Source organism: Methylomonas sp. 2BW1-5-20 (assembly GCF_052474515.1).
The window spans coordinates 120,801-139,148 of record NZ_CP184128.1; the positions used below are offsets into that span (position 1 = coordinate 120,801).

The following is an 18,348-nucleotide window of genomic DNA, read 5'->3' on the forward strand; positions in this document are numbered from 1 at the left end:
CTTTTAGGGTTGATGGACCGTTGCAAGGATGGGCGACTCCCGCTTGGTGGCTTCCCTAGACTGGATACGCTGTTTGGCAGTGGCGCTGCTGTGTTTAAATCTGAATGAGTCGTTACCGGTTCCCATAATCTGGCAATGATGGGTCAGACGATCCAGTAATGCGGTGGTCAGCTTGGCATCGATAAACACGCTAGTCCATTCCGAGAAGTTCAAGTTGGTCGTCATGATGACGCTCGTGCGTTCGTAAAGCTTGGATAGTAAGTGGCATAGCAGTGCGCCGCCGGCCTGTGAAAACGGTAAATAGCCTAACTCATCTAAAATCACACAATCCACTTGCATCAGACTGATCGCCAAGCGTGACCATCAGACAAAACTTGATGGCAGTATCCGAAAACTTCTCAGCCCGACCTCGCTTACCACTGCCAGGAGCTAACCAATCCATCTTTTTATCAATCCACAGCAGCATTGCGCCTCTCTGCTTCAGAGATTGATTGTAATCAGGCCAGTTTTGGGTGCGGTATTTCTTCGGTTGTGGCTTGGGCATTCCAGTTGGGGATTAGTGAATTCCCTTGTAACATGGGGCTGTTGTCTATTTATGCAACAAAGCCCTAAGGCGATAAAATACCAACGTTTGGAAATCAGGCATGAAAAAAAAGAACAGAAATAATTCTAGCCCTTCATTCGGTGTCGTTACTGATTTATATCTTGGGGACATGCGATTCAGGGCAGACGAAAAAACTCTGCACGAGCTTCAGGTTTATCAGATCGAACTCGAGATGCAAAACGATGAGTTACATCGCATTCAGACTTCACTGGCTGAATCCCAGGATCGCTATTATGAACTTTTCGAATTCGCGCCAGTTGCTTATCTAACGCTAACAGAGCAAGGATTGATAACGGAAGCAAACATAACCTGTAGCAACTTGTTGGGAGTGGAGCGCGAGCAATTGACCAACCACCAATTTACGCAGTTCGTCTCACCGGAAAATAGCGATTGTTGGCATAAATTATTGATGCAAATAATTGAGCGCGGCGGAAATCAACGATGCGAACTAGCATTACGTCGAGCCGATGGCACACCAGTAATAGTCAATATCGATTGCCTATCGAAAAAAACCGAAGGAGCACCCGCAACTGTATTCGTTACGCTCACCGACATCTCTGCTCGCAAACAGATAGAGCAACTATTACGCATTGCCGGAAACGCTTTTGAAATGCAAAGCGGAATTCTGGTCGCCGATATCAATAAAGTCATTTTGCGAGTGAATCAGGCATTCACTCGCATCACGGGATACGCCATCGAGGAGGTGATAGGTCAACAGCCATCGCTACTCAGCTCGGGGAGGCACGACAGACATTTTTACCATACTATGTGGGCAACCGTAAAACGCGAGGGATACTGGCAAGGCGAAATCTGGGATAAACGTAAAAGCGGCGAAATATTTCCGGTTTGGCTGGTCAATACCGCTATAACGGATGATACTGGAAGGGTGTCGTATTATGTGGGCTCTTTCACCGACATCACCCTGCATAAGCAGACCGAACTTCACCTACAAGTGTTGCGACAGCAGTCGGAACATCAGTTGGGAATTGCGGTAAACAAATTGGAACAGCTTAGGGCGGAGTCTACAGAGGTGAAAACCGCTCTGAGCGTTCTGCTTAAACAACAAAATATCGACTGTACTGACGTCCGACACCAAATTATTGTCGAGTTAAAACAGACCGTCGCGCCGTTTATTGAGAAATTGAAAGCAAGCGGGGTGAACAGAGCACAGGCCGATTTATTAAACATTATTGGGGCCAATCTACAACAAGTCACCCAATCATACGGCGGCGATTTAACCTTCCCTGTCTACCAGCAATTAACCCCGGTCGAAATTCAAGTAGCATCATTAATCAGACAGGGTCTATCCACTAAGACGATAGCCGCAACCTTATCGCTTTCTCCAGAAACTATCAGCGTTCACCGTAAACATATACGTAAAAAACTTGGCTTGGATAGTAAGAATATTAATCTGCGTAGTTATTTACTTACACTCACAAAATAATGCCATCTGGCTGTCTAAGCATATGCCGGACGATAGTGGTTATCTATATACCCATTCTATAACTGTTTATACCCTATTTATTCCCCTTTCTTTGCCGGGCATCTAGGTTAAAGTTAGTGACGCTTACTGCATAGATGAATTAGTTCGAATTGTTGTGGAATTCGGGAACGGTTGGCATTCACACGGGCGTTCGCCCATGGCAGTAACTGGAAATGTCTGAAGACTGTCATGGAATGCAATCATAGAATGAAAACTAATAGATCTTCTTGCATGCAAATTTCAAACAAATCCGACCTACTCGAAGCCACCATCAATGACCATTTCGAATTCGACAACTATCGAGAACTATTGTTGTCCTGTAATGCACACGCAGCGCTAACCGAAAACGCCAGGGTAATTATTAATTTTGAGAGTGTCCGCCATGTCAATAGTTGTGCGATCGGAGTGCTGTTAGTGCTGTCGGAATCCATGCCTGGCGGTATTCGGATCAATTTAAGGCATTGTGGCGACAACGTCATGAGCTTTTTTAATTCCGGCCTGCTTGATAAGTATTTCAGCGGCTGCCCAAACGGCTTACCGGCATCGAGTTACTGCAGCTGTTTCGAGAACAATCGCCCGACTTCGGATTGGTATTGTGGCGCGGACAGCCCCTCTCTGTTACCCCAAAGTTAATTGAAACCGCCCGTTATCTTTCATGGAAATCATGCTTTTTGATTCTAGCAATCTGGCTGGGTTGATGCCGCATGGCTACTGCATTAAATGGTCACCGGAAATCCTGTGGACGTATGTAGTTTCTGATTCCCTCATCGCGCTGGCCTATTTTTCAATTCCCGCGGTACTGGCATTTTTTGTCATACAGCGTGAAGGGCTGCACTTTCGTTGGATATACCTGATGTTCAGCGCCTTCATTTTGGCCTGTGGCACGACTCACTTGATGTCTATTGTGTTGTTATGGCAACCGATGTACGGGCTGGATGCGATGATTAAAGCATTAACCGCTGTAGTCTCGGTGGCCACAGCGATTTTACTGGTACGACTCATTCCCGATGCATTGAAGTTGCCCAGTCATCAACAGCTGGAATCCGAAATCAGCGAAAGAAAAGCGGCTCAGTTAGAACTGCAGGAAAGCGAGTCCAGGTTAAAGGCTCTCAGTCAGCAGCTTACCGGTCTGGTCGAAGCCATTCCCGATGCCATCTTATTTAGCGATGCGCAGGGGCAGTTACAAGTTGTCAACGAGCATGCTATTCATCTTTGCAGACTGCATAACCTGGACTGGCGCGGCAAAACATACCGGGAGCTGGCTTTCTGGCCGCTCGACCAGTTAGAGAAACAGATCAGATTGTTTTCAAATGAGGAAATGGTCTGGGAAGCAGGGCATCTCATCATGTTTGAAGATCAAACTATCAACGATGAGGGCCGTTTGATCGACGTAGAAGTGCGTAAAACCCCTATCTTTCGCGAAAACGGTCAGCGTAAAGGCATGGTGATTCTTTGTCGGGATATCAGCAATATCAAGCGAGCGGAAAAAGAATTGCGTATTGCGGAGACGACCATAGAGTCTCAAGAAGGCATTCTTATTACTGATGAAAACAATATTATCTTGAGAGTCAATCGCGCGTTTACTCGGCTAACCGGATATCTCCCCGAAGAGGTCATCGGCCAAAGACCGTCAATTCTCAAGTCAGGACGGCACGATCCAGGGTTTTATCGCGCCCTGTGGAATACACTTGAGCGTGAAAAATTCTGGCAAGGGGAAGTTTGGGACAGGCGCAAAAACGGCGAAATATACCCCAAATGGTTGACTATACATACCGTGTGCGAAGGCAATGGACGTGTTAGCAATTACGTGGCGACTTTTAGCGACCTGAGTCAGCATAAGGCAGCGCAAGATGCCTTGCATCGCCTTGCTTACTACGATCCGCTTACCGATTTACCAAATCGGCGTTTATTGCAGGAACAGTTGCAACAGGCTTTAAGTAATTGTGCCATCAGCCATCAATATGGCGCAGTGTTAATGTCTGATCTCGACCATTTCAAAACCATCAACGACACTATGGGCCATCAGTTCGGCGATCAGGTGTTGATTGAAACGGCAGCACGCATAAAAGCCAGCCTACGTCAGGGGGACATTGTTGGCCGGCTAGGTGGCGACGAATTCATTATCCTGCTGCAAAATTTGGGCGACGAGGAAAATCAGGCAAGCGCAAATGCCGAAGAAGTCGGTCAAAAGATCCTTCAGGCCATCACACCACCCATTTCCATAGACGATCAAGATCGTTATTGTTCCATCAGCATTGGCGTCAGTTTATTCCACGAAAATAGTAATTCGGTCGACGAGATACTCAAATGCGCGGATGCTGCGCTTTACCAAGCTAAGGACGCAGGTCGCACCACTTTACGGTTCTACGACCCGGAAATGCTGGCATCGTTGGAATCGAACATGCACATGGAATTTGATCTTCATCATGCATTGCAGCTGGGTCAGTTGGAATTGTATTACCAGGCGCAGGTTGACTGTTCCGGCAATGTTTTCGGTGCCGAAGTCTTGCTGCGATGGCTGCATCCGTTGCGAGGCATGGTGTCTCCTGTCGAATTTATCCCTATTGCAGAAGAATCCGGTTTAATTTTGCCTATCGGTAAATGGGTATTGCAAACCGCATGCGAACAACTCAAAGCATGGGGAGAAAATCCGCTCACTGAAGGGTTGCATTTAGCTGTCAATATCAGTGCCAGACAATTTCGGCAGTGTGATTTTGTCGAGCAGATATTCGAGATTCTGGAAAACACGGGTGTGAATCCGACAAAACTAAAACTGGAACTCACGGAATCGCTGGTATTACATAACGTTACCGATACGATCGAAAAAATGCACGAACTGAAAAAGACGGGGGTGCGTTTTTCAATGGACGATTTCGGCACTGGTTACTCATCACTAGCTTATCTTAAACAGCTACCGCTTACCCAGCTCAAGATAGATCGGTCATTTGTTCGAGACATTCTGGTTGACCCATCCGACGCTGTGATTGCACAGACGATTATTGGCATGGGTCACAACTTGGGGCTGAATGTAATCGCAGAGGGTGTGGAAACAGAAGAGCAACGAGCTTGCCTTGAACAGATTGGTTGCGACGCATTTCAAGGATATCTATTTAATAGGCCCCAGCCGCTGGGTGAATTCGAATTGTTTGTCGCCAAAAATGCAATTTCCTTAATTGATTAGGGTTCCAGATAGTTCAATCGCAATTTGATCAGTATTGGTTACGGTCATTTTTCCTTTCCCTTCACCACGCCGCATGGAAAACATCGAGCACGGAATTCCGATGGCTTTAACCGTGGTGCTAACCAGCCTAGATAAATTGGCTTTGGAGAATTCCCCGTTCTAATTGTGTCGGCGCCAGTGAAATTCACAATCTGCGTATTTGGGATATGCATGCCAGCTTTGACTCTTTCCGAAATCGATGGGTTCATGGGCGACATAGGCCAATCTATTTTTGTGATTCCGTTGGGTCGAAACTTGGAATTCACGACCCTAGCCGACTTTGTCGAGGAGGGGAGTAATACTGCAGATCTGCAGTGTTTTGGTCACCATTACATTTAAACCCAATTTATCGATTTTCAAGTTTTGTCCATGGAGAGTTTTATGAGCATATTAAATCTGTTTACCAATCGCGAGACTGCTGCCGCCGCAGAAAATTTTCTGTCATTTCTGGATAACAGCAGTAACGGCGTGATATTTTTCGATCAAAAATTGATGGCAACGCATGCTAGTAAAACGGCAAAGCAACTGTTCAGGGAGCATAGGCAGGCTTTCGAAGCTACAGTTCCCAAATTCGATATAGCCAATATCGCCGGGGTTCATCTAAGTACACTTAACTTGATTCCGCAACAGGTTTTGGAGGGGCTGCGCGACAACAAAAGCTGGACGCGCATGCTAACGTTGGGGACGGATAAATTTCATTTCACCTTGACCCCGTTCACCGACAAAAACCAGGCGTTCACTGGCGCCATGCTGGAATTCTGGTGGGCGACCGATTACCAAAAACTGGAAGAGGAGTCGGTGCGCTCGTCTTCCATTGTTCGCGAGATGTCCATACCAATTATGACGTGCGACTTGAATCGCGTCGTTACCTCCCTAAATCCCGCTGTTTTGGCATTGTTAACCAAGCATCAATCCGGATTGCAACAAGCCTTTCCAGGATTCGAACCTGACAAACTGATAGGCAGAAATATCGACGAGTTTCATAAAAATCCGGAAATGCAAAAGCGCATTTTTGCCGATCCCAACACCAAAACGCCTTACAAATCTCGCATAAGAATCCTAGAGTTGGCCTTCGATCTGACGGTATTTCCCTTAAAGGATACCAAAGGCAAAATTACCGGTTACGCGGTTGAGTGGGCCGATGCCACGGCGGAAGCCAATGCCATCACCGAGATTGGGCGGGTTTCCGAGCAGATTGTTGCCGGAAATTTGAGCGAGCGCATTGACATCTCCAGCTTTGATGGCGACTTGCGCCAATTGGCTAATGGCGTCAACATCATGCTGGAAGCCATCGTTCAACCGTTAAACGTGGCTGCGGACTATGTGGACAACATCTCCAAAGGTAACATCCCTGTCAAGATCACCGACACCTATAACGGCGATTTCAATACCATCAAAAATAACCTAAACAACTGCATTGAGGCCATCAGCAACATGGTAACCGAGGCTGCCAACCTGGAAAAAGCCGCCATCGAAGGCCGTCTGGCGACTCGTGCAGACGCCAGCCAATACCAAGGCGATTACTGCAAGATTGTGCAAGGCGTTAACAACACCCTGGACGCGGTGATCGGCCCTTTGAATGTAGCGGCCGACTATGTGGACAACATCTCCAAGGGTAACATCCCGGCCAAGATCACCGACACCTATAACGGCGATTTCAATACCATCAAAAATAACCTAAACAACTGCATTGAGGCCATCAGCAACATGGTAACCGAGGCTGCCAATCTGGAAAAAGCCGCCATCGAAGGTCGTCTGGCCACCCGCGCGGATGCCAGCGAATACCAAGGCGATTACCGCAAGATTGTGCAAGGCGTTAATAACACCCTGGATGCGGTGATCGGGCCTCTGAATGTAGCTGCGGACTATGTGGATAGGATTGCCAAAGGCGCGATTCCGGTCAAGATTACCGACAACTATAACGGCGACTTCAACGTCATCAAAACCAACCTCAATACCTGTATCGACGCCGTCAACGCCCTAGCAGCCGACGCGGCGATGCTGTCGCAGGCGGCTGTGGAAGGTAAGTTATCCACCCGCGCTGACGTCACTCAGCACCAAGGGGATTATCGCAAGATCGTCGAGGGCGTTAACAACACCCTGGACGCGGTGATCGGCCCTTTGAATGTTGCGGCCGACTATGTGGACAACATCTCCAAAGGTAACATCCCGGCCAAAATCACCGACACCTATAATGGTGATTTCAATACCATCAAAAATAACCTAAACAACTGCATTGAGGCCATCAGCAATATGGTAACCGAGGCTGCCAACCTGGAAAAAGCCGCCATCGAAGGCCGTCTGGCGACCCGTGCAGACGCCAGCCAATACCAAGGCGATTACCGCAAGATTGTGCAAGGCGTTAATAACACCCTGGATGCGGTGATCGGCCCTTTGAATGTGACTGCCGATTACGTCGACCAAATTGCCAAAGGCATTATTCCGCCAGCCATCACCGATACCTACAACGGTGACTTCAACATCATCAAAAACAACCTCAACAACGTTGTCAAAATGATGAACGACTTGCTGGCGCAAACCGACATCATCATCGAAGCCGCCGCCGATGGCGAGTTGGACAAACGTGCCGATGCCGCATTGTTTGCTGGCGGCTGGAATAAGCTGGTGCTCGGGGTCAACAACACCATCACCAACATAGTCAATCCGCTGAACGTTACTGCCGATTACGTCGATCAAATCGCAAAAGGTATTGTGCCGCCCACAATTACCGCCGAATACAAAGGCCAATACAACGTCATTAAAGGCAATCTCAATGCGGCGGTAAAGATGATGAATGACTTGTTGGCGCAAACCGACATTATTATCAAGGCTGCCGCTGACGGTCAGCTCGATACTCGTGCCGATGCGTCCTTGTTTGTTGGCGGCTGGAACCAGTTGGTGACTGGTGTCAATAAAACCCTGGATGGTGTGATTCTGCCTGTCAACGAGGCCGTCGAAGTGCTGACCCTTGTCGAACAGGGCGACCTGACCCGCACCGTTATTGGTGACTACAAAGGCCAGCTCGGTGATTTTAAAGACACCGTCAACAACACCGTCGCTAAACTCTCGCAAACCATTGCCGAAGTCATCAACGCCGCCGACCAACTTGGCAATGCTTCTGAGCAAATCAGCGCTACCTCGCAATCCTTGTCGCAAGCGTCCAGTGAACAGGCCGCTAGTGTTGAAGAAACCAGCGCTAGTATTGAGCAAATGGCAGCCAGTATTAACCAGAACGCCGACAACGCCAAAATCACCGACGGTATGGCCGGTAAGGCCTCCAAGGAGGCCACCGAGGGAGGCGCCGCCGTTAAGGAAACGGTGGCAGCCATGAAAAGTATTGCCGGTAAGATCGGTATCATTGATGACATCGCATACCAAACCAATATGTTGGCACTGAACGCGGCGATTGAAGCCGCACGTGCCGGCGATCACGGCAAGGGATTTGCTGTGGTCGCGGCGGAAGTGCGTAAACTGGCTGAACGTAGCCAGGTAGCGGCACAGGAAATAGGGGAACTGGCGGAAAACAGCGTCAAGACTGCGGAAAGTGCTGGCAAACTGCTGGACGAAATCGTGCCCAGTATCGCCAAAACTTCTGATTTGGTGCAGGAAATAGCCGCTGCGTCACAGGAGCAATCAACCGGCGTCAGTCAGGTCAACAACGCGATGAGTCAGATGAACCAGATTACCCAGCAAAATGCCTCTGCCAGCGAGGAATTGGCGGCCACAGCCGAGGAAATGACCAGTCAGACTGAACAATTGCAAAACCTGATGAGCTTTTTCAAAATCAAAGGCGGCGCAACATCGTTTGCAGGTTCGGCAACCAAGTCCACTAAGAAAGCTGAAAGGGCCAAGCCCGCTTTGCAGATTAGTCGTAGCAGTATGGATGCCGATTTCGACGTAAGCAAATTCGAACGTTTCTAAGTGGCTAGCATGGCCGCGATTACCAAAACAGCCGATAAATTGGCGGCGACTCAGGATGCAGAAGGCGTCCGTCAGTACCTCACCTTCGTGCTGGGGTATGGCGTCTACGCCTTGAATATTTTAAACATCAAGGAAATTATTGATTATGGCAATGTCACGGAAGTGCCGATGATGCCAGCCTTCGTGCGCGGCGTCATCAACCTGCGCGGCAGTGTGGTGCCAGTGGTTGATCTGGCCGTGCGCTTCGGCAAGGGTAACACCCAAATCGCGAAGCGCACCAGTATCGTTATCGTAGAGACGGTTGCCGACGGCGAAGACGACAGCCAGCACGACATCGGCATTATTGTCGACGCGGTCAATGAAGTTGTCGATATCATTCAGCAAAACATTGAACCGCCACCCAGCTTCGGGGCGAGCATTCGTCCGGATTTCATCAGCGGCATGGCCAAACTCAATGGTCATTTTGTCATGCTATTAGACGTCAACCGGGTGTTGGCTGTGGATGAGATGGCCAATTTAAGTAAAACGGCCGCGGGCTATTCGGGTAATGAGGAGTCTTGATCTCTAAAAACGCAGTCCTGTAATCGTCCAATATGGGGAAGGCAAGAATTTATCTTGTTTTTGAACTATTTGAATAAACTACGGACACTGAGTAAAACGATGGCAAGCAGCGATTGATTGAATGCAATCAGTATTTTCTGCGTTCCGGCGCGGGGCTTTCGTCATCAGTCATTCGGCGTTAAACGACTTGCCTAGCGGTTTACAGATGGTTTCACCGTCGATTTAGGGTAAACAGGTCATGAATAGCTATTTACACAAACCCGATTTTTTCATTGATATTTTTCTGCAACCCGGCGAGTTTTATTTCGGTGATAGGGAAACCCGCATCAGAACCCTGTTGGGCTCGTGCGTGGCGATCACGCTGTGGCACCCTCGGTTGCGAATAGGCGGTATGTGCCATTACCTGTTGCCGATGCGTCGAGGCAAATCCGAGAGAGCCGAACAACCGGACGGGCGATATGCAGAAGAAGCCATGATTTTGTTCCTACGCGAGCTTGATCTGTCTGCAAGCTGGCCAGCCGATTACGAAGTCAAGATGTTCGGTGGCGGTAATCAGTTTCCCAGCACTATATTGTCTGTGGCGCAAGAGAAGACCAGTCTGATTAGCGTGTCGGATAACAATATTCATTTTGGACGCGGTTTGTTAAAACGGCACGGCTTTAGGCTAATAGCCGAACATTTAGGTGGCAACGGCCATCGCAAGTTGGTTTTCGATGTCTGGAGCGGTCATGTTTGGATTCAGCATTTCGCCAAGTCCTAGGGAATCTCTGAACTTGGATCGCATCGAATAAGCCAAAGTCGCTGCACAGCGACACCTGCCGGCAAAAAACTGATGAGCAGCACGAGACTAGCAAAAAATGGGTTTGCTTTATCAAGTGTAAGAATATATCTTACATTTTCCTAGAAAAAACTGGTTAGGGGAACAACATGGCGCAAGCACGCACCCAAACTGTTAGCCTCGGCGAGCACTGGAACAACCTTATTGAGTCATTGCTTAAAAGTGGCCGCTATGCAAGCGTGAGTGAAATTATGCGTGACTCCTTACGTTTGCTTGAAGAAAGAGAAGCTAACTCGAAGCTGCAATCATTACGCAATGCGCTAATTGACGGTGAAGAGAGTGGTGATGCCGGCGAATTACACATGGAAGTGATCAGACTGGAAGCCAAAAAAGAAGCCGGTTTGATCTGAAAATGCGCAAAATCCATACTCAGGCGCTTGCAAAACAAGACCTGAAAAATATCTGGCTTTACTCGCACAAAAACTGGGGAGCAGAGCAGGCGGATTGTTATTTTGATGAATTAAATGCCGCCTTCGTTTTAATCGCTGAAAATCCGGAATTGGGTGTTGCCTGTGATTACATCCGTGAAGGATACCGGCAATTTCAGATCAATCGTCATTTGGTTTTTTATCGTGCGACAGCCACCACAATTCACATTATGCGAGTACTACACGACAGTATGAATTACACAGCGCATTTATAAAAACCTCAGTTATGGCTTGCAACTGAAACCGGTCTGGCTCGCATTTAACGCCGTTTTGGGCTCACAATCATTGCCAATGAAATGGGTTATCAAGGCTAGTCAGATAGGCCGGCCAACCGCTGTCGGGTGAATGTTGGCGGCAGATCGTCCCGTTGACGTGACAGCACCGATGCTATCCGCTTAGCCGAAACCGGCGTCTCGCCGATTTGATAGCCCACTGCGATCGACAAGGTTAGGACATTTCTACTTTGCTAAAACAGGACATGACTATATTGCATTAACATGTTGACTTCGCATAACATAGTTTATGTTAAATTGTCGAGATTTCACGCCATTTTTTACAATAAAAACAGGTCGTTAGGAAATCAAGATGCAGTGGTTTCGTTGCAGACCCGATCCACCACTGGGGTTGATGGCGTTGCTTGTGCGATGGCATGCAACAGTATTGCCTCGCCAGTATGCGACTTGATTAACCGGTATTTATAAAGTGCCTTCCTGCAAAACAAGCGTTTAGACCGGATTGGGTTTCACGCTTGGCAGACCACTGATGAGACGACTATAAAGGCGTCACGTTTTCAGCTTGTGGGCCCTTAGCCCCAGAGGTCACTTCCATGGTCACGCGCTGGCCTTCGATCAGGCTTTTCCGACCGCTGCCTTGGATCACACTAAAGTGGACAAAGACATCTTTGCCGCCGGCTTGCTCAATGAAACCAAAGCCTTTATCGTCGTTGAACCACTTTACTTTGCCTTCTACTCGTGCTGCCATAAAATTTTCAAACCCCATCAAATTATTCATTATCGTCGCTTCCGCAAAAAGCAGAGATCGGTGAAACCAGACCACGGGCGGGCTACCGTGCTTGAATAGTAGTGGATGCACAAGGTATCTGTATGTACGGTTCCGCACCGACATACGTCAAAATCAAACATCAGGCTCTATGCTATGCGTCACTTACGGGGTACCGTAAGGATTGCTTGTCGGTGTGACGTACACCAGTTCAATTTCCACCCGCTGATTTTGACGCTTTCCTTCGGGTGTTGAATTGTCTGCGACAAAATCAGATCCGGAAGCGTAATTCACGTGGATTTTCAAGGGCGACACGCCGCGCGCTATTAGGTAATTTCTAGCGGATACGGCCCTTGATAATGCAAGCTGCTCGTCCTTAGCGCTCGGGATTGGCGTACTGGTCCGGCCTCGCACAGTTATCAATGCGGCATTCTTGGCGTCGTCCAAAACCGACGAATCGCTAATGCTAGGACGGAAAATAATGCTCCGATTGTCAAATAGGATTGTTACGGTGTTTGATCGTGGCATTTCAATGATGCCGCCATCGGCTGCCGTGTTAGAGGTACAAATTCAAGTCTGGAATGAAGTTGAAGTCCTTGGTATTCAGGGTGTACAGCGTCACATCATGGCTAATCGCGGTCGCTGCAATCAGCATGTCCGGGACCGACGCTTTATGGCTGAGCGAATATCGCCGCATCAAGTCGATAAACAAGGTGGAAATGGCCGGATTCAGGCCATAGCAATGGCACTGTCCAAGATGGCGTTCAATTTTGGCCAGCTCTTGTTTATCTCTGGCGCCGTAGAACAGTTCGGCTTTGGTGATGACGCTGACCGCGATATTGGCTGGCCCTATGATTCTGAGGGTTTGGATGATTGCTGGATTGCCTTTGTAAAATTCAATCAGGATATTGGTATCACACAGAATCATCCGCGCCGATCCGGCCAGGCTTTTACACGAATGGCAGTTTGGTCGATTTCCCGATCTTCCCAAATGCCGGCACAGTTAAAGAAATCGTCGCCGGATGCAGGCTGAGCAATGGCTTCCATTTCCTTTATCACTTCGTCATGGTCGATGACTTCGCCACGATCAGCGGCGGCTATGCCTTGGCTGATTTTTTCAATTTGCCGAGCATGAGCTTTCAGGTATTCGCGCAAGGCTTGGTTGACCAAATAATTGCGGGAACGGTCCAAAACGCCCGCCATGCTATCGAGTTGATGCACGATGTCTGTTTCTGCTCTAACGGTAAAGGCTTCGGTGGCCATGGTTGTTGCTCCGGTTAAGGTGGTTCGTTTGTAATCATATAGCATGGTTTAACGCTTGGCTAATGTGTATTTAGTCAGCTTCCAATTTGTCCGATTACGATTCACTAATCGGACGCCGGCTAAATCATCGATCACGGATTTGACATATCAAACAGCGTTGAAAAATTACCGAAAGCCCTTAGGCACTTCGCTATCACACGGCGCCGGTGCGCAACAAATGACCGACTCCAGAAGTGAACACGATGGTTTTCAGCGGCTAACCGTACCTGGTAAGCCTACCCTGCCCCACTCCCTAACCAACGACCCATCCCCGAAAACGCCGGGCGTCACAAAGATCTGGTAAAACCGGTGCAGATTTTTGTCGGGGTCGTGGCGTTCCAGATGGATGTGGGTGATGTTTTTGCCTCAAATATCAGCTACCAATTTACTCAACCGTTCCTGTCCTGAATGGGTGTATACCTGCCGAAGTCAAAGATCTTGACACCAATATCAACGCCGGCGGCCGAGACTCAGTGGAATTGTGTTCCGCCTTGGTTGTTGCGCAAAAACCGTATGTACCGATCCAACCCAGCCAATTCGACATATGGACCTTGAATCAAATGGATGAGCTGGTCGAAACAGCGAAAGCATTCAACCCGGATTTGCAGGCACGCGTCATCACCAGCCGCTCATCGACCAATCCATCGGTTCACGAGTCCGACGACACCGCCAAACTGTTGGACGATTTTTCGAATCTTGGTCTGGCAAATGTCACCATTCCCGACAGAATTGCCTACCGGAAAACGGCAAAAGACGGTTTGCCAAGATCGATGAACTGACGAAATGATATGCCGAGGAATGGGCGATCGCGTATTCAGCCATCAAAAGAAGCCGATTTTTGAGATTCTGATAATTTGGATCGAGGCAATATTATTGATTTCATAACTTCGACCATTTGTACTTGCGTATCTTCAATTCGAGAAAGGGTAGCTCGTATAACATTGTCACCAAACTGTGCAGTACGGGCATCATTGGTTAACCAAAGTTTAAGCAACCCACCAAGCCGCCCCAGGTCGCCATTGATCTTCGCCAACTCTAAAACCTTTTTATTGTCCACAATGCTTTTGGGGGCGTATCCAAGGCCAAGCAATCGCAGATAGGCCGATGTGCTATGGCCTGTCTGTCGAGCAAGACCATCTATCGCTGCTTTTTCCTCCGGTGTAACCCGGACTACAATTGGCGTGCTGTTCTTCCGCGTCGGCTTCTTTTCACTATCGGCATCTCTCTTCATATTAACCATCCGTTAAACATGTGCCGGCGGTAGCCGGTTGGTCTCGCAGAGCAGGATTCCCGTTGAGTGCGTAGCGCGAATAAAGGGGAGTGAAGTACATGTGTCGGCCTCGCCGGTACATGTACTTCACATATCCTGCCCCGATGTTTCAGTCACAATATTATCAACAGTTGTCAATTCGTAGTCATTGACTGATCAAAAATAAGTCAACTTTCGGTCAACTTTAAGTCAACTTTTACCAAAATACGCCATGCATGGAAACCGTCATGACCTAATTGTCGACATTAAAACCTCTCAAGCCACCCGGTGCCGCCGAAATTCAAGCATTCCGAAAGATGACCAAACGCCGAGTTCCCAAAGGCAAACAGCGAGTACTGCAGCCACTTCATCGCGTTAATGGAATTACTTTCAACACTGGCAAGCATATAGCCTTATTTCTTAGCAAACCTTCTAACATGTCTGTTGATTTTGACTGATTGGTCAATCATAGATTGCTGGCACGAAGGCAGTTGCCTTTTAGGCTCATGCTTTGTTGAATGCCGTGTTGTTTGAGCAAAGCCCGATGGCTTTCTGGGGCATATTGTGTTCTTGACCAACGGTTAGGTGACTACCTCAAGCTGTTAGATGACTGGCTGGTAAAAGACACCGGTTTGCCCCGCAAACAAAGACGCACCGCCCAACGGTTATTCGAATGTTTGCAAATCGAAGGTTATATCGGTGGTTACACGGCGGTACAGCGCCATGTCAAAGACTGGAGCCATGAAAGTGCGGTAATCGGTGAATCGTCAAGGTGGCGCATTTTCGTTTGACCTACAGCCGGCAGATGTTTGTGATGGCGTAGCAATCGTGGCTGGACAGGACCACGCTCAGTTTCCCCTAGAAAAGCAGTAGTACTCGTCGCCACACCTTCAATGTATGCGCGTATCCCTACCACTTTGTCCTTTCAGGCAAAGTCTGTTTAATGGCTTCGATCTGCTTTTGTGTCAAAGGTAGCAATTCATCAATGCGGCTATTGGGCCAGATTGGCAGTTTTTCCAACGTCTCCTTTAACCATGCCGCCGGGTTTAGACCATTAAGCTTGGCAGTACCGAGTAAGGTTTGAATAGCGGCGGCACGTTGCCCGGCACGTTCGGAACCAGTAAATAGCCAGTTCTTTTTGCCCAGCGCAATGGGACGAATGCAGTTTTCCACGGGTTGTTGTCGATGGGTAGATGCCCGGTTTCGGCATAACGAATCAGGGCAGGCCAACGTTTTAACGTGTAGTCCAGGGCTTTGGCGGACGCGCCGCCGTGGGCGGTGCCGATACGGGTTTTCATGAGCCAGTCATTGAAGACTTTCAGTTGGGGCAAACTTTTTTCTGTACGCAATTGCCGGCGGGCTTTGATGCTCATGTTTTTGCCTTCTGCTTCGATGGCATAGAGTGCGCCGATACGCTGCAAGGCTTCAAAGGCCATGGGACTTTGATTCGCTTGATGTAAATCGAAGAACTTACGGCGCGCATGGGTCAGACGGCTAGCTCGATGCAAGCTTCGCCGTTGCCCGTGTTCGCGAATAGGGCTTTGTAGCCGACATAATCGTCGACCATCAGGTGACCTTTCCAGGCACCGAGAAACTGGCGTGCATGTTCGCCGCCCCGACCCTTTTGGTAGTCGAAGACGATGAGCCGTGGTCCCACATCCGCCAGATCCTTGTTGCGATAGGCCCAGAGATAAGCTTTCTTGGTTTTACCGCTGCCGGGATCGAGTTGCGCCACCGGCGTTTCATCGGCATATAAGGTATTGCCTTGCAGTAGGTGCCAGGTTAGGCGATCCACTAAAGGTTGCAGTGCTACGCCGACTCGGCCCACCCAATCGGCTAAGGTTGATCGGGACAAGATGACGTTGTCGTGAGCGGCGATTTGCTCCAGACGGTAGAGCAGCGGCAGATGGTCCTGATATTTGCCGATCATCCCCCAGACCAGCAAGCCAACGGCGGCCATGCCGCCATCAATCAGGCGGAATCGGAGCGGCCGTGATGGTTTCGTAGGCGCGGCAGGCATACTGTGGACGGATGTGGCGATGCACAAAAAACTTGGCCGGTTCGACATCCAGTTGTTCGGTGATGTCTTCGCCGATTTTAACTAGGTCTTTACCGCGGTGACCGCAAGTGCAAACTTCCGGTTCGTGGCGATGTTCGATACGCGGCAGATGATCCGGTAAGGGTTGATGACCAGCGCGCGGACGTTTGGGTTTGGCGACGGTTTCGCAAGGCTGATCGTCTTGAAGTTGCTCGACTTCCGCCTCAATGGCTGACAATCGGTATTCCAGGTTTCCTCGAAGACATCGCGTTGCAGCGGCGCCAAACGTTCACTTTTGACGCTGAAGCGAATGCGTTTGTAATAGGCCAACTCATGAGTCAAGGCTTCGATTTTGAAGTCTTTGGCTTGGATGGTCGCCTCTTTTGCTTTGATCGCGGCGTCTTGTGATTGCAAGAGCGCCGCATCGCGATCAACCTGATCCAGGAGCGATTGAATCAACGCCTCGACCTCGCTTTTAGCCGCAGGATTGAGGTTCAACTGATCGAGTTTGGCAAGTGGATTCATAGCGTTATTATACCGCTATAACACCCTGAAAGCCTTGTCAATACTGGGTTTTCCCGGATTAACAGGCTGATTATGAAGGCCGGACAATGCCGGAATCAGACTTGCCGATCCGCGTGAGGCTCAGCTGACAAACGTTGCCAATCCTCCCCGGTGATCAACCATTGCCATTGATCCTGAGTCATCGAAAAACAGGTATCTGTCGCCTTGGGCCCGACAAAACTGCCCCGATGCAAACGGCGCTGACATAACCAGGCGCCGTTACCATCCCATAGCAACAGCCGCAAGCGGTTGCCGGCTCGATTGCGAAAGATAAAGGCTGATCCGGCACACGGTGAATGCCCAAGGCTTTGCTGGACAATAGCCGACAAGCCGTCCAGTCCGCGCCGCATATCGACCGGCGCGACCGCCAACCAAATCTGCCCAGGACTCTCGATCAAGCCAGGCATCGCAACAATTCCGCCACCCAGCTGGCTGACACCGAAATGGGTAAATCCAGGCGATGGCCTTGGACATGATTGAAAACAATCGCCGCCGTTGCCGGTGGTTTAATCTGCACCGGTATCAAGGCAGCCGACTCTGCCGCTGGCAATTTTCGATAGTCACTCAGTCGGGCCGTAAACGTACGGACATTGATTTGATATTTCGCGCAATAGTCGCCTTGCGATAAACCACTACGTTGCCATGCTTCAATATCCTGACGCCATTTCGCTGTGACGGCCATAGCCACTCCTGATCAAAAAACCACAGGATGCCATCGGCAAAATATGTTTCACAGGTGGAGCGGCTAAACGCTTGCCCTTCAATAGGGTTAGGCCCTAGTTCGATTTCTTCGACGTAGACGCCGGGAGCGAGATATTCGGGCATGGACTCCTCCTTACCTTTAAATTTTATTAACAGAGGATATTACGCTCCCGGCAAGCGTAGTAGGCAAATCGTGCTAACTATCTTCCGACAACGCATACAAGCTGATCCGTTTTTGACTCCCCTGCTAACTCCCACTATGATTCTGTAGAAACTCAAACATAATCAAATATGCCTGCTTGAGAGATATTGTTGTTTCCATCGTGACACTCAATTTCATTCTTGTATCTCGGATAATTCTCCAGCACTGTTTTCAGGACGGACGGCTCGCCTCAACCTCGGAGGATGGTGTCATCAAACTTTGGGATCTCTCCAAGAT

Annotated in this window: 18 protein-coding genes and 2 pseudogenes; 9 read left to right on the forward strand and 11 right to left on the reverse strand. The window is 49.0% G+C overall.

Features of this window, described 5'->3' with window-relative positions; all coding sequences use genetic code 11:
* Positions 1–3: 3 nt before the first annotated feature.
* Both ACH50O_RS23305 and ACH50O_RS23310 read right to left on the reverse strand, forming a co-directional pair.
* Positions 4–354: pseudogene (locus ACH50O_RS23305) on the reverse strand (ATP-binding protein); the annotation flags it as partial.
* The gene (locus ACH50O_RS23310; RefSeq protein ID WP_446812205.1) at positions 311–544 is read right to left on the reverse strand and encodes a transposase; all 234 of its coding nucleotides are present in this window, start codon (positions 542–544) and stop codon (positions 311–313) included. The pseudogene ACH50O_RS23305 and the gene ACH50O_RS23310, both read right to left, overlap by 44 nt.
* 100 nt (positions 545–644) lie before the next feature.
* Between ACH50O_RS23310 and ACH50O_RS23315 the strand changes: the two genes are divergently transcribed.
* From ACH50O_RS23315 to ACH50O_RS23350, 8 genes are all read left to right on the forward strand, one after another.
* Positions 645–2,048: a PAS domain S-box protein gene (locus tag ACH50O_RS23315; protein WP_446812206.1), complete on the forward strand. Its 1,404-nt coding sequence runs from the start codon at positions 645–647 to the stop codon at positions 2,046–2,048.
* Positions 2,049–2,318: 270 nt separating this feature from the next.
* Positions 2,319–2,720, forward strand: a complete 402-nt coding sequence (locus ACH50O_RS23320) for a hypothetical protein (protein ID WP_446812207.1) — start codon at positions 2,319–2,321, stop codon at positions 2,718–2,720.
* A 22-nt stretch (positions 2,721–2,742) separates the two neighbouring features.
* A complete protein-coding gene (locus ACH50O_RS23325) occupies positions 2,743–5,268 on the forward strand; it encodes a putative bifunctional diguanylate cyclase/phosphodiesterase (RefSeq protein WP_446812208.1) in 2,526 nt (841 codons plus the stop codon).
* A gap of 420 nt (positions 5,269–5,688) precedes the next feature.
* The gene (locus ACH50O_RS23330) at positions 5,689–9,228 is read left to right on the forward strand and encodes a methyl-accepting chemotaxis protein (protein ID WP_446812209.1); all 3,540 of its coding nucleotides are present in this window, start codon (positions 5,689–5,691) and stop codon (positions 9,226–9,228) included.
* Positions 9,229–9,237: 9 nt separating this feature from the next.
* Positions 9,238–9,789 carry a chemotaxis protein CheW gene (locus tag ACH50O_RS23335; RefSeq protein ID WP_446812210.1) on the forward strand — a complete coding sequence of 184 codons (552 nt, stop codon included), beginning with the start codon at positions 9,238–9,240 and terminating at the stop codon, positions 9,787–9,789.
* A gap of 238 nt (positions 9,790–10,027) precedes the next feature.
* A complete protein-coding gene (locus ACH50O_RS23340) occupies positions 10,028–10,549 on the forward strand; it encodes a chemotaxis protein CheD (protein WP_446812211.1) in 522 nt (173 codons plus the stop codon).
* 167 nt (positions 10,550–10,716) lie between these two features.
* On the forward strand, positions 10,717–10,977 hold the full coding sequence (locus tag ACH50O_RS23345; protein WP_446812212.1) for a type II toxin-antitoxin system ParD family antitoxin: 261 nt from the start codon (positions 10,717–10,719) through the stop codon (positions 10,975–10,977).
* Between the two features lie 2 nt (positions 10,978–10,979).
* The gene (locus ACH50O_RS23350) at positions 10,980–11,270 is read left to right on the forward strand and encodes a type II toxin-antitoxin system RelE/ParE family toxin (RefSeq protein WP_446812213.1); all 291 of its coding nucleotides are present in this window, start codon (positions 10,980–10,982) and stop codon (positions 11,268–11,270) included.
* A gap of 556 nt (positions 11,271–11,826) precedes the next feature.
* Here ACH50O_RS23350 and ACH50O_RS23355 read toward each other — a convergent pair.
* The 5 genes from ACH50O_RS23355 to ACH50O_RS23375 all read right to left on the reverse strand — a co-directional run bounded on the left by ACH50O_RS23355 (position 11,827) and on the right by ACH50O_RS23375 (position 13,647).
* Entirely contained in the window at positions 11,827–12,036 is a 210-nt protein-coding gene (locus ACH50O_RS23355) for a cold-shock protein (RefSeq protein WP_101053175.1), read from the reverse strand.
* Between the two features lie 183 nt (positions 12,037–12,219).
* Entirely contained in the window at positions 12,220–12,582 is a 363-nt protein-coding gene (locus ACH50O_RS23360) for an OmpA family protein (RefSeq protein WP_446812214.1), read from the reverse strand.
* A gap of 28 nt (positions 12,583–12,610) precedes the next feature.
* On the reverse strand, positions 12,611–12,982 hold the full coding sequence (locus tag ACH50O_RS23365; protein WP_446812215.1) for a type II toxin-antitoxin system VapC family toxin: 372 nt from the start codon (positions 12,980–12,982) through the stop codon (positions 12,611–12,613).
* Entirely contained in the window at positions 12,979–13,317 is a 339-nt protein-coding gene (locus tag ACH50O_RS23370; RefSeq protein WP_446812216.1) for a CopG family ribbon-helix-helix protein, read from the reverse strand. The genes ACH50O_RS23365 and ACH50O_RS23370 overlap by 4 nt, the downstream gene beginning before the upstream one ends.
* 249 nt (positions 13,318–13,566) lie before the next feature.
* Positions 13,567–13,647, reverse strand: coding sequence for a hypothetical protein (locus ACH50O_RS23375; RefSeq protein ID WP_446812284.1), 81 nt, complete (start codon positions 13,645–13,647; stop codon positions 13,567–13,569).
* Positions 13,648–13,829: 182 nt separating this feature from the next.
* Between ACH50O_RS23375 and ACH50O_RS23380 the strand changes: the two genes are divergently transcribed.
* Positions 13,830–14,135, forward strand: a complete 306-nt coding sequence (locus ACH50O_RS23380; RefSeq protein WP_446812217.1) for a hypothetical protein — start codon at positions 13,830–13,832, stop codon at positions 14,133–14,135.
* Positions 14,136–14,170: 35 nt separating this feature from the next.
* Here ACH50O_RS23380 and traJ read toward each other — a convergent pair whose 3' ends face one another.
* The 4 genes and pseudogenes from traJ to tnpA all read right to left on the reverse strand — a co-directional run bounded on the left by traJ (position 14,171) and on the right by tnpA (position 17,889).
* Positions 14,171–14,587: a conjugal transfer transcriptional regulator TraJ gene (gene traJ / locus ACH50O_RS23385; protein ID WP_446812218.1), complete on the reverse strand. Its 417-nt coding sequence runs from the start codon at positions 14,585–14,587 to the stop codon at positions 14,171–14,173.
* Positions 14,588–15,514: 927 nt separating this feature from the next.
* Positions 15,515–17,168, reverse strand: a pseudogene (gene tnpC / locus ACH50O_RS23390) (IS66 family transposase).
* Positions 17,169–17,263: 95 nt separating this feature from the next.
* Entirely contained in the window at positions 17,264–17,614 is a 351-nt protein-coding gene (gene tnpB / locus ACH50O_RS23395) for an IS66 family insertion sequence element accessory protein TnpB (protein ID WP_446812219.1), read from the reverse strand.
* On the reverse strand, positions 17,602–17,889 hold the full coding sequence (gene tnpA, locus ACH50O_RS23400; RefSeq protein WP_446812220.1) for an IS66 family insertion sequence element accessory protein TnpA: 288 nt from the start codon (positions 17,887–17,889) through the stop codon (positions 17,602–17,604). The genes tnpB and tnpA overlap by 13 nt, the downstream gene beginning before the upstream one ends.
* Positions 17,890–18,348 lie beyond the last annotated feature (459 nt).